The following is a 10658-nucleotide window of genomic DNA, read 5'->3' on the forward strand; positions in this document are numbered from 1 at the left end:
CAGAACACCCTCGGGCGGCAACTTTCCCCGCTACTGACCCATAGTGGTCCGACCACCCTGCTGGTTAGACTGCGCCGGAACGCTGTGATCGGAGGAGTGGCGTGGACGACGGATCAGCCCCGCAGAAGGGCACTGTGACGCAGCGCGCCATCGAGCGGATCAAGGCGATGATCGGCGAGGGCCGGCTGGAGCCGGGCCAGCGGCTGCCGACCGAGCGCGATCTGGCCGCCCGGCTGGGCATCTCCCGCAGCTCGATGCGGGAGGCGATCCGCGCGCTCACGGTGATGGGCGTGCTGGAGGCCCGGCACGGCTCGGGCATCTACGTCACCCGGCTGGAGGCCGGCGACCTGCTGGAGACCTTCGGCGTCGTGGCGGACCTGTCCCGCGGCCCACAGCTGGTCGAGCTGCTGGAGATCCGGCGGGTCCTGGAGTCGACGGCGACGGCGCTGGCCGCCGCGCGGATCACCGCGGACCAGCTGGCCGAGGTGGAGAAGCACCTGACGGCAATGAACGCCACGGACGATCCGGAGGAGATCCTCGCCCACGACCTGGCCTTCCACCGGGCGATCGCGGCGGCCGCGGGCAACGAGACGATGGCCGCCATCCTGGAGGGCCTGTCGTCCCGGACGTTCCGCGCCCGCGTCTGGCGCGGCTACCAGGAGGAGGGCGCCTTCGCCCGGACCCGCCGCGAGCACGCGGCGATCCATCGCGCCCTGGCGGCCCACGACCCGGAGGCGGCCCGCGCGGCGGCGGCCGCGCACGTCGGCGAGGTGGAGGAATGGCTGCGAGCACAGCTCGGGCCCTAGAGGTGCTGGTCGGAGAGGTTGGTGACCCGGCTGGCTGGTGTCCGGCCGCCGAGGTGGTCCCGGTCGGTCAGCCTGCCGTCGGGTCCTGCGGGTCCCGCGATCGCGTGAACCCGTTGCTGCGTTCAACCTTCGCCACATGCAGGGTGTAGCTCCGGTACCGCTCGGCTCGCCCGCGCTGTTGCGCCGCGCGGTGCCCGGCGTCGGTCCGCCAGCGGGTGAGGGCGTCGGCGTCGCGGAAGCAGCCGACGGTGATGCCGAGCCGGCCGGGAGTCTGCGCGTGGTCCGTCCCCAGATACCCGGGGACGTCCTTCACCAGGTCTTCCAGGCGGGCGTCGGTCTCGCCGTAGCCGCTCTGGTCCTGGGTGCGCACCGCAGTGAAGACAGCCACCAGTAAGGGGGTTCATACGCTTCGACGGGCGCGACGGGCGTTTCCGCGTGATGGCTCACGGCGCCACCGTGCGGGGGAAGCGCCGCCGCGCGGTCACCTCTATTTCGATCTTCATCCGCGGGTCGGCGAGGCCGCACATGAGCATCGTGGCGGCCGGCTGAACGTCGCCGAAGGAGCGGCGCAGGACCGGCCAGCAGGGTTCGAAGTCCTCGCGGTCGGGCAGGAGGTAGCGCACACGCACCACGTCGGCGAAGGTGCACTCCGCTTCGGCCAGGGCGGCCTCGATAGTGCGAAGGCACTGCTCGGCCTGCTCCACCACGTCGTCGGAGATCGTCATGCTGGCGTAGTCGAACCCGGTCGTCCCGGACACATGCACCCAGTCGCCGTCGACCACAGCACGGGCATAGCCGATCTGCTCCTCAAAGGTCGAGCCGCTGAGGATCGCGCGTCGCTCTGTCATGGGCCGAACGCTAAATGACCGGCAGTGATACGTCTAATACGGTCCGATGCACGATCTGATATCTCTAGGCATATGGAGCGTCCCGAACTCCCCCTGCCGCAACTGCACGCCTTCGTCGTGCTCGCCGAGGAACTCCACTTCGGCCACGCGGCCGCCCGCCTGGGCATCGCCCAGCCACCGCTGAGCCAGCAGATCCGCCGCCTGGAGGACAAGGTCGGCCACGCGTTGTTCACCCGTGCACCAGGGCGGGTGGCCCTCACCCCAGCCGGCAGCGAACTTCTGCCCGCCGCCCGGCGGGCCCTCACCGACCTCTCGGACGGCCTGGCCGCAGCCCGGGCCGTCGGCAGTGGCCGGGCCGGCCGCCTACGGATCGGATTCGCCGCCTCCCTCGCCCTGACGATCCTGCCCGGCCTGCTGCGCACCTTCCGTCACCGGTTTCCCGGCGTGCACCTGGACATCCGCGAGATGACGACCGCTCCGCAGATCGCCGCCCTGCATGACCGGACCATCGACATCGGTCTCCTGCGCGAACCGCCCACCGACGAGACGGAGCTCGGCTTCAGGACGGTGCTCAGCGAGCCTTTCGTGGCCGTGCTGCCGTCCAGCCATCATCTGGCAGCCCAACGGACCGTACGGCTCGCACAGTTGGCGGACTCGCCCTTCGTGCTGCTCCCCCGCCCGGTCGGCCCGCCACTGCACGACCAGATCATCGGCCTGTGCACCGCAGCAGGGTTCACACCGCGGGTGGTCCAGCACGCGGTGGAGTGGCAAACCGTGTGCGCCCTCGTCGAAACCGGCCTGGGCGTCTCCCTGGCCCCGGCGAGCATCCGACGCATCCGCCTCAAAGGCGTCGCCTTCCGCAGGCTCGATCCCGGCACCGCCCGGACACGAGTGGCCGTCGCCTGGCGCGAGAACGACCGTGATCCCCTGGTTGCCCACCTGCTGGCGACCATCAGCCCCGATCCGCCGGGCACGACCTAGCCAGGGGGGTGTCCGTGGACTCATCCGGACAGGCCCTGGGCAATGCCCAGGGCCCGGTGCTCCTTGCCTACGTGAACTGGCCGGGCCGGTAGTCGCCCGCCGGCTGCTCCAGCATGACGTTCAGCCGGTTCGCGGTGTTCATGAAGGAGATGAGGGTGACCAGCGCCATGAGCTGCTCCTCGTCGTAGTGCTTGGCGGCCCGCTCCCAGACCTCGTCCGGGACGCCGCCGGCGCCGTCCGCGATGCGGGTCCCCTGCTCGGCCAGTTCCAGCGCGGCGCGCTCGGCGTCGGTGAAGACCGTGGCCTCCCGCCACGCCGCGACCAGATGGAGACGTACGGCGCTCTCGCCGGCGGCGGTCGCCTCCTTGGTGTGCATGTCGATGCACACCGCGCATCCGTTGATCTGGCTCGTGCGGAGCGAGACCAGCTCCCGGGTGGCGGCCGGCAGCGGTGACTCCACGACCAGCCGCCCCAGGGAGTAGAACTGCTTGATGAGCTTGCTCGCGCTCGGGATGGCGAAGACGTCCAGTCGTGCGCTCATGGTGAGCTCCTCTGCCGTTGTCGGTGCGTACACCCCTATGAGGCAGCGGCTCGTCACGATGTGACATGGGCGAAGGTGACCTGCGTCTCCCCCTGCCTCTCAGCGCACCGCAGCCGTCGCGGCCTGCACGGGCTCCGCCCTGTGCCGCCGGGTCAAGCCGTGGCTGACCACGCCGTCCCGCCGGCGGCCGACCCCGCTGCTGGGTGCGCTCTCCGGACGGCCGACGGCCACCCGCACACGACCTGGGCTGCTGCCGCCCTACCCTCCCCCCGGCGGCCGACCCCGCTGCTGGGTGCGCTCTCCGGACGGCCGACGGCACCCGCACACGACCTGGGCGGCGGCTGCCCTACCCTCCCGCACGCGTCGGCGTCACACTGAACCGTATGCGGCTTCGGGGCACCGCCTGCGCGGCCGCCGGAGTGCTGCTGGCCGTCGCGACGGGCTGCACCGGCGGTGCGGAGGACGGCGCGCCCACGCCGTCCCCGGCGCCGGCCCGGACCACCGGCGTGAGCCCCCGCGCCACGCCCACCCCCACCCCGCCCGACCCCGTTTCCCTCCCGGCGTTGATGCAGCGCGAGCACACCGGCTCGGGGCTGCGTCTCGGTGACGTGCTCGACCGGAACTCCGCCTACACCCGCTACGCCGTCACCTACGAGGCGAACGGCCTGACCATCTCCGGGATCATGAACATCCCCGAGGGCAAGGGCCCCTTCCCGGCGCTGGTGCTGGCGCACGGCTACATCGACCCGGACACCTACTTCAGCGGCCAGGGCATGCCGCGCGAGCAGGACCGCCTGGCCCGCGGCGGCCACGTCGTCCTGCACACCGACTACCGCAACCACGCCCGCTCCGACAAGGATCCGGACAACGACGTGAACCTGCGGCTCGGCTACACCGAGGACGTCATCGGCGCGGCCCTGGCCCTGCGAAACTCCGGGCGCCCCGAGATCGACGGCGACCGGATCGGCCTGTTCGGCCGGTCGATGGGCGGCGGGATCGTGTACAACACCCTGGTCGTGGCGCCCGGCCTGTTCGACGCGGCGGTCGCCCACGCGCCGGTGAGCGCCCGGCCCCAGGAGAACATCGACCACTTCCAGCGGCCCGACGGCGATCCCCTCGTCGCCGAGATCGAGGAGAAGCACGGCACACCCGGGGAGGACCCGGCGTTCTGGCGCGGCGTTTCACCGCTGACCTACGCCGACCGCGTCAGCGACCCTCTGCTGATCCAGCACGGCACCGCGGACGACACCTGCCCCCTCGCCTGGTCGCGGGAGGCCGCCGCCGCGTTCGCGGACGCCGGCAAGGACGTCGAACTCCGCGCGGTCCCCGGCGAGGGCCACACGTTCGGGCCGCGGTGGGCGGCCGAGATGGACGTCACCGAGGCCTTCTTCGCGCGCCATCTGCGCTGAACTGGTCCCATCAAGCCCCGGGCCACTGCATTGATCCGGCACCGGCACGGCCGACGGCCTCGACGCGCGCTCGCGACCAGTGCAGAGTTCTCCCTGCGTACTCGTCAGTAAGTCCGCGTATGCCTCCGCATCCCCTCCGATTCCCTCCGAGGAGCCGCTGTGACCACCTGGGCCGGCCGCACCGCCGCCGAGATATCCGCCGCCGTCCGCGAGAAGCGGGTCACGCCCCGCGAGGTGGTCGCCGAGCACCTCGCCCGGATCGAGCGGCTCGACGGCCGCGTGGGCGCCTTCCGCTCGGTGCGCGCCGAGGCGGCCCTGGCCGAGGCCGACGAGGTGGCGGCCCGCGGCGACTTCGCCGAACTGCCGCTGGCCGGAGTGCCCGTGGCCGTCAAGGACAACCTCGCGGTGCGCGGCGAGTCCACCCGCGTCGGCTCGGCGGCGACACCGGACACCCCGGCCGCGCAGGACCATGTGACGGTGGCCCGGCTGCGGGCGGCGGGCGCGGTGGTCGTGGGGCTGACGCACGTGCCCGAACTGTGCGTCTTCGGCACGACAGACGGCGTGCTGGGCATCTCCCGCAACCCCTGGGACCCGGCGCGTTCCGCGGGCGGTTCGTCGGGGGGCAGCGCGGCCGCCGTCGCCGCCGGAATGGTGCCGGTCGCCCTCGGCAACGACGGCATGGGCTCCCTGCGCATACCGGCCGCCAACTGCGGCCTGGTCACCATCAAGCCGGGCCGGGGTGTGGTGCCGACGGGCGAGGGCAGCACCTGGTTCGGCATGGCGGAGCACGGCCCGCTCGCCACGACCGTCGAGGACGCCCGTCTGATGCTCTCGGTCCTCGCCGGCACCGCACCCGCACCCCGTTCCGAGCCCGGCACGCTCCGGGTCGCCGTGTCACTGCGCAGCCCGCTGGCCGGCGTCACCGTCAGCCGCCCGTACGCGGCGGCCGCCCGGGACGCGGCCGGGCTGTTGATGCGGGCGGGGTACCAGGTCCGGCGCGCCGACCCGCCCTACCCGGTGTCCCTCGCCACGACCTCGCTGATCCACTGGACGGCGGGCACGGCCGCGGACGCCCAGCCCCTCGACCCCCGCCTGCTGACGCGGCGCACCCGCGTCCACGCGAGAATCGGCCGCCCCTTCATCACCGCCGTGCGCTCCGGGGCGAGCCGGGAGAAGCTCCGGGAACGGCTGGAGCCGTTCTTCACCGAGTACGACGTGCTGCTCACCCCGGCGCTGGCACGCCGCTCCCCCAAGGCCGGGCCCTGGCACGAGCGGGGCTGGCTGAGCAACCTGCTGGCCAACACGAACTACTCGCCCCTGACGCCGCCGTGGAACCTGACCGGCTGGCCCGCCATGGCGGTCCCCTGCGGAACTCTCCCCTCCGGGGCCCCCTGCGCCGTGCAGCTGGTGGGGCGGCCCGGCTCGGAGTCCCAACTCCTCGACGTGGCAGGCCGGCTGGAGGAACGAAATCCGTGGCAGCGCACGGCGCCGATGGACTAAGGTCGGCCGGGTGACTGCCGGGTCGGCCGTAGGCCAAGCACGAGTGAGGCGCCCGGCCTCGGCGTGAGCGCGGCGGGGGTGACCCCGCCCGGGCTCGTCCGAGAGCCGGAAAGGGCACGCGCCCCGCCTCTCGTCTCCGTGTCTTCATCCCCTGGCGCCTCAGCGGCGCTTCACCACGGATTTCACACGACTCGGAGACGCATCCACTCATGTCCCCCGTTCCGCCTGCCCTGCCCACCACCGTCGCCCGCCTCGATCACACCGCCGTCTACGCCTCGGACCGCCAGTTGTCCGCCGAGTTCCTGGCGGCCGTCCTCGGTCTGGAGGTCGGGGCCCCCTTCGGCCCCTTCCTGCCCGTGGACCTGGGCAACGGGGTGACCCTCGACTACTACGAGAAGCGCGACGAGCCCGTCCAGCCGCAGCACTACGCGTTCCTCGTGCCCGAGGAGCAGTTCGACGCCATGATCAGCCGGCTGGAGGCGCTCGGCGTCACCTACTACGCCGATCCGAACCACACCGCACCGGGCCGGGTCAACGACCTCTTCGGGGGCCGCGGCGCCTACTTCGACGACCCGGACGGCCACAACATGGAGATCATGACCCGTCCGTACGCCCGGCCCTGACGGCCGCTCCTCTGGCGCTCTACAGCGCCCGGTACATGATGTGCAGGCCCACCGGTCCGCGCCGGGGGTGGTCGAAGGCGTCCGGGACCGTGCCCAGGATCGTGAAGCCGAGGGACGTCCACAGCTTCACGGCCGGGTTGGTCTCGACGACGGCGTTGAACACCATCCCCCGGTAGCCGGCGGCGCGGGCTTCGGTCAGGAGGTGGCCGGCCAGGGCGCGTCCGTAGCCCCGGCCGCCCCGGTCCGGGTCGACCATGAAGCCGGCGTTGGCGATGCGGGCGGCCGGGCCACCGTAGTTGGGGGTGAGATAGGCGGAGGCGACGACGGCACCGTTGTCGTCCTCGACGACATAGACGTGTTTCGCCGGGTTCATCCACAGGACCCGGGCCTCCTCCTCGGAGGTACCCGGGTCCCATGCGTAGGCCTCACCCGCGGCGACGATGCGGTGCCAGAACGGCCAGATACGAGGCCAGTCGTCAGCCGTTGCTTCCCTGATCAGCATGGGTGCGAGTCTCGCACGCCCATGCTCTCGGCGATCGCGGTGGGGGCTGCCCGCTCAGTCGACGCTGGGCAGGATGTGGGGCTCCGCGAGGTCTTCCTCGTAGCCCGCGAGGCGGATCGGGGCCGAACGGGCCCAGACGTCGAGGCTGCCGAGCTCGTCGACCCGTCGGCCGGCGCGCTCGCCGCGTTCCTTGGGGCGCTGATCGCGATTCGTCTTCTCCGGTGTCACCGCGCACTCCTTATGTGTCGGTCACCCTCGGGACGTACGCGCCGGTCCTGCTGCGCCTGACGCCCGCTCGGGCCTCTATGTCAAATGCAGTTCGGACGCGGTGGCGCCGGTCGACTCACGGGAGAGCAGGCCGTGGTGAACCGGCTGGTCCCATGACGGACCGTGGGTGTGGGTAGGACCCCGTGCTGCTGTCCGTCCGGATCAGACTAACCAAATGAGCGGGGCCCCGCTCGATGGGGCTGAAAACAACCGGTAACGATCGCGCGTCAGACGGCGTTCAACTCCGGTTTACGTACCGTTTTGTACGCCGACGGGCGTTTTGCGGATCACCCGAACGGCGTATGCCGGCGACGGCGTTTTCCGGACGGGCCTTGACAGCCCGTCACGGGGCAGGGACGACTACCACTTGCCGGGCGCGTAGTCCTTCATGAAGACGCCGTAGAGGTCCTCTCCCGCCTCACCCCGCACGATGGGGTCGTAGACGCGGGCCGCTCCGTCGACGAGGTCCAGCGGCGCGTGGAACCCGGCCTCGGCGAGCCGCAGCTTGTCGTAGTGCGGCCGCTCGTCCGTGATCCAGCCCGTGTCGACGGAGGTCATCAGAATGCCGTCGGTCTGGAACATCTCCTGGGCGCTGGTGCGCGTGACCATGTTCATCGCGGCCTTCGCGGCGTTGGTGTTCGGATGCCCGGCGCCCTTGTACCCGCGTCCGAAGACCCCTTCCATCGCGGACACGTTCACGACGTAGGCGCGCCCGCTCTCCGCCTTCTTGGCGGCCTCGGCCATGGCCGGCCGCAGCTTGCTGATCAGGATGAACGGCGCCGTGTAGTTGCACAGCTGGGTTTCCAGCAGCTCGACGGGCGAGATCTGCTCGATCGTCTGCACCCAGGTGTTGGAGTCGACCACGTCGGGCACCAGCCCGCCCGCGTCGATCGCCGTGCCGTCCAGGTGCCGTTCGACGCTGGCGTTGCCGGCGACCAGGGCGAGGTCGGCGACCTGCTGGGCGTCGAGCCCGCTCGTGCCGAGGGGCAGCGCGGCGATGCCGTCCACCGCACCGGAGTTGAAGGCGCCGATGACGTGGTGGGCGGGCAGCTCCCCGGCGGGCAGCGGGGCGCTCTCGCCCTCGACCAGCGCGGCGTAGGCGGAGGGCAGGCGGCGCACGGTCTGGGTCGCGTTGTTGACGAGGATGTCGAGCGGGCCCGCGTCGGCGATCTGGTCGGCGAGGGCCACGGCCTGGGCCGGGTCGCGCAGGTCGATGCCGACGACCTCCAGGCGGTGCATCCAGTCCGCGGAGTCGTCCATCGCCTTGAACCGGCGGATGGCGTCCTTGGGGAAGCGCGTGGTGATCGTGGTGTGCGCGCCGTCGCGCAGCAGCCTCAGCGCGATGTACATGCCGATCTTGGCCCGGCCGCCGGTGAGCAGCGCGCGCTTGCCGGTGAGGTCGGCGCGGACGTCGCGCTTCTCGCGGTTCAGACGGGCGCAGTCCGGACAGAGCTGGTGGTAGAAGTAGTCGACTTCCACGTACCGGGTCTTGCAGGTGTAGCAGGAGCGCGGGCGCTGGAGTATCCCCGCGATCCTGCCCTCCTCGGTGGTCGACGACGGCAGCAGACCCTCGGTCTCGTCGTCGATGCGCTGGGCGGAGCCGGTCGCCGTGGCCTCCGTGACCGCCTTGTCGTGGGCGGTCTTGGCGGCCCGGCGCTCCTGGCGGCGGCGTTGCTTCACCGTGCGGTAGATCCCGGCCGTGGCCCGGCGCACCGCGATGGCGTCCGGATGGTCGACGTCCAGCTTGTCGAGCTCCTCCAGCACGCCGAGGCAGACGGCCAGGCGTTCCGGGTCGATGCCGGGTCCGTACGAGAGCCCGCTCGCCCCGTCCATGGCCTGCGGGCCGTCCTCTGTCACCGTCATCGCCGCTGTCGTTCCCTGCTCTGCCGTCGCGGCGCGCCGGTCGCGCCCGCTTTCGAAGGGCGAATTCTACGGAGCGTCGGCCCGCACCGCCAAAGTCGCCTTGATCACGACCGGCAGGCCTTGATCAGCGTCGCCACCTCCTTGGAGACGGCCGCGGCGAACAGGTCCAGGTCCCAGACCGCCTCGGCGTCGGCGACGAGCCCGTAATGGACACTCCCCCGGTACGTCGACACCGCGACGGCCAGGGAGTGGCCGGGGGCCAGCGGCGCGAAGGGGAAGACGGCGGTGAGCGGGTGGCCGCCGAGCTTCAGGCCCAGGCTGGGCAGGGGCACGCTGGTCACCAGGAGGTCGAACCAGATCCGGGCCGCCTGGCCGACCAAGGGGCCGCCGAGCCGGTGGGCCAGGGCGGGCACGTGGTCGGCGAGCAGCGCGACGGCGCCCGCGCCCCGGTTGGGGCCGGCGTCCTTGTTGCGGTCCATGGCCTCCCGGACGGAGGCGAGGCGGGCCAGCGGGTCCGGATCGTCCACCGGAAGCCGTATCAGGTACCCGGAGAGCCGGTTGCCCTGCGGGTACGCGGTCCGGGGGCGGCGCTTGGAGACGGGGATCAGGGCGCGGGGCGCGACGCCCTCGCTGCCGTCGCCGCGCTCGTCGAGCCAGCGGCGCAGGGCGCCCGCGACGACGGCGATGAGGACGTCGTTGACGGTGCCGCCGACGGTCTTGCGGATGCGGTGCACGTCGTCGAGGTCGAGCACGACTCCGGCGGTGCGGCGGGTGCCGCTCGGCTCGCAGGTGAGCGCGGGGGTGGACCGTACGTCGAGGGAGGAGCGGGCGACGGATGCGCCGATGTCCAGGGCGCGGCTCATGTCCGACAGGGCGCCGCGCATCAGCCCGGGCAGGTCGCGCACGTCCGGCAGGGCGCCGCGCGGGGGCTCGACGGGGCGGGGCCGGGGGGCCGGCACGTCCATCGGGTCCATGACGCCCGCGGCGAGGGTCAGCGCCCGCAGCCCGTCGGCCAGGGCGTGGTGGAACTTGAACAGCACGGCGAAGCAGACGCCGTCCTCCCCCGGCAGCACATGGGCCTCCCAGGGCGGGCGGTCGCGCTCCAGGGGGCGCTCCATGAGCCGGCCCGCGACCGTCTGGAAGTCGGCGGTCGGGGCGTGCAGCCGCACGTGGTTCAGGGGGTCGAAGTCCGGGTCCGCCTCCCGGGCCGCGCCGCCGAAGGCGAACGGCCGGCGCAGGGCGGCGGGCAGCGGCTGCCACACGTCGCGGTGGCGCCTCCGCCACCCCCCGCCGCCCCCCGCCCCGGCCCGCCCCACGT

11 protein-coding genes and 1 pseudogene are annotated in these 10658 nt (G+C 72.3%); 5 read left to right on the plus strand and 7 right to left on the minus strand.

Features of this window, described 5'->3' with window-relative positions; genetic code table 11:
- Nucleotides 1-101: 101 nt before the first annotated feature.
- Nucleotides 102-806 (plus strand): FadR/GntR family transcriptional regulator, encoded by a 705-nt coding sequence (locus tag AB0E85_RS23040; protein WP_361930181.1) that lies wholly within the window; start codon nt 102-104, stop codon nt 804-806.
- Between the two features lie 67 nt (nt 807-873).
- Here AB0E85_RS23040 and AB0E85_RS23045 read toward each other — a convergent pair.
- Nucleotides 874-1253 (minus strand): annotated as a pseudogene (locus AB0E85_RS23045) (antibiotic biosynthesis monooxygenase).
- Nucleotides 1250-1654: a RidA family protein gene (locus AB0E85_RS23050; RefSeq protein WP_361930183.1), complete on the minus strand. Its 405-nt coding sequence runs from the start codon at nt 1652-1654 to the stop codon at nt 1250-1252. The pseudogene AB0E85_RS23045 and the gene AB0E85_RS23050 overlap by 4 nt, the downstream one beginning before the upstream one ends.
- Nucleotides 1655-1726: 72 nt before the next feature.
- Here AB0E85_RS23050 and AB0E85_RS23055 point away from each other — a divergent pair, with 72 nt between their 5' ends.
- Nucleotides 1727-2635: a LysR family transcriptional regulator gene (locus tag AB0E85_RS23055; RefSeq protein ID WP_361930186.1), complete on the plus strand. Its 909-nt coding sequence runs from the start codon at nt 1727-1729 to the stop codon at nt 2633-2635.
- 67 nt (nt 2636-2702) lie between these two features.
- Here the strand turns inward: AB0E85_RS23055 and AB0E85_RS23060 are convergent, their stop codons facing one another.
- Entirely contained in the window at nt 2703-3176 is a 474-nt protein-coding gene (locus AB0E85_RS23060) for a carboxymuconolactone decarboxylase family protein (protein WP_361930189.1), read from the minus strand.
- Nucleotides 3177-3559: 383 nt separating this feature from the next.
- Between AB0E85_RS23060 and AB0E85_RS23065 the strand changes: the two genes are divergently transcribed.
- From AB0E85_RS23065 to AB0E85_RS23075, 3 genes are all read left to right on the plus strand, one after another.
- On the plus strand, nt 3560-4585 hold the full coding sequence (locus AB0E85_RS23065) for a prolyl oligopeptidase family serine peptidase (protein WP_361930191.1): 1026 nt from the start codon (nt 3560-3562) through the stop codon (nt 4583-4585).
- Between the two features lie 159 nt (nt 4586-4744).
- Entirely contained in the window at nt 4745-6085 is a 1341-nt protein-coding gene (locus tag AB0E85_RS23070; protein WP_361930194.1) for an amidase family protein, read from the plus strand.
- Between the two features lie 209 nt (nt 6086-6294).
- Nucleotides 6295-6708, plus strand: a complete 414-nt coding sequence (locus AB0E85_RS23075; RefSeq protein WP_361930197.1) for a VOC family protein — start codon at nt 6295-6297, stop codon at nt 6706-6708.
- Nucleotides 6709-6727: 19 nt separating this feature from the next.
- Here the strand turns inward: AB0E85_RS23075 and AB0E85_RS23080 are convergent, their stop codons facing one another.
- The 4 genes from AB0E85_RS23080 to AB0E85_RS23095 form a co-directional block, all read right to left on the minus strand.
- Entirely contained in the window at nt 6728-7210 is a 483-nt protein-coding gene (locus tag AB0E85_RS23080) for a GNAT family N-acetyltransferase (protein WP_361930199.1), read from the minus strand.
- Between the two features lie 54 nt (nt 7211-7264).
- Nucleotides 7265-7438, minus strand: coding sequence for a hypothetical protein (locus AB0E85_RS23085; RefSeq protein WP_102913158.1), 174 nt, complete (start codon nt 7436-7438; stop codon nt 7265-7267).
- 399 nt (nt 7439-7837) lie between these two features.
- Nucleotides 7838-9340, minus strand: a complete 1503-nt coding sequence (locus AB0E85_RS23090; RefSeq protein WP_361930202.1) for an SDR family NAD(P)-dependent oxidoreductase — start codon at nt 9338-9340, stop codon at nt 7838-7840.
- Between the two features lie 104 nt (nt 9341-9444).
- The coding region (locus AB0E85_RS23095) for a wax ester/triacylglycerol synthase family O-acyltransferase (protein ID WP_361930204.1) at nt 9445-10658 on the minus strand (1214 nt) is incomplete at its 5' end.

Source organism: Streptomyces sp. NPDC029044, assembly GCF_040637495.1.
Taxonomy (GTDB): domain Bacteria; phylum Actinomycetota; class Actinomycetes; order Streptomycetales; family Streptomycetaceae; genus Streptomyces.

Bases quoted from the DNA above. Each gene is read 5' to 3' on its own strand.
- AB0E85_RS23075 (WP_361930197.1), top strand. From the start codon at position 6,295: ATGTCCCCCGTTCCGCCTGCCCTGCCCACCACCGTCGCCCGCCTCGAT.
- AB0E85_RS23090 (WP_361930202.1), bottom strand. From the start codon at position 9,340: ATGACGGTGACAGAGGACGGCCCGCAGGCCATGGACGGGGCGAGCGGG.
- AB0E85_RS23080 (WP_361930199.1), bottom strand. From the start codon at position 7,210: ATGCTGATCAGGGAAGCAACGGCTGACGACTGGCCTCGTATCTGGCCG.
- AB0E85_RS23055 (WP_361930186.1), top strand. From the start codon at position 1,727: ATGGAGCGTCCCGAACTCCCCCTGCCGCAACTGCACGCCTTCGTCGTG.
- AB0E85_RS23060 (WP_361930189.1), bottom strand. From the start codon at position 3,176: ATGAGCGCACGACTGGACGTCTTCGCCATCCCGAGCGCGAGCAAGCTC.
- AB0E85_RS23050 (WP_361930183.1), bottom strand. From the start codon at position 1,654: ATGACAGAGCGACGCGCGATCCTCAGCGGCTCGACCTTTGAGGAGCAG.
- AB0E85_RS23065 (WP_361930191.1), top strand. From the start codon at position 3,560: ATGCGGCTTCGGGGCACCGCCTGCGCGGCCGCCGGAGTGCTGCTGGCC.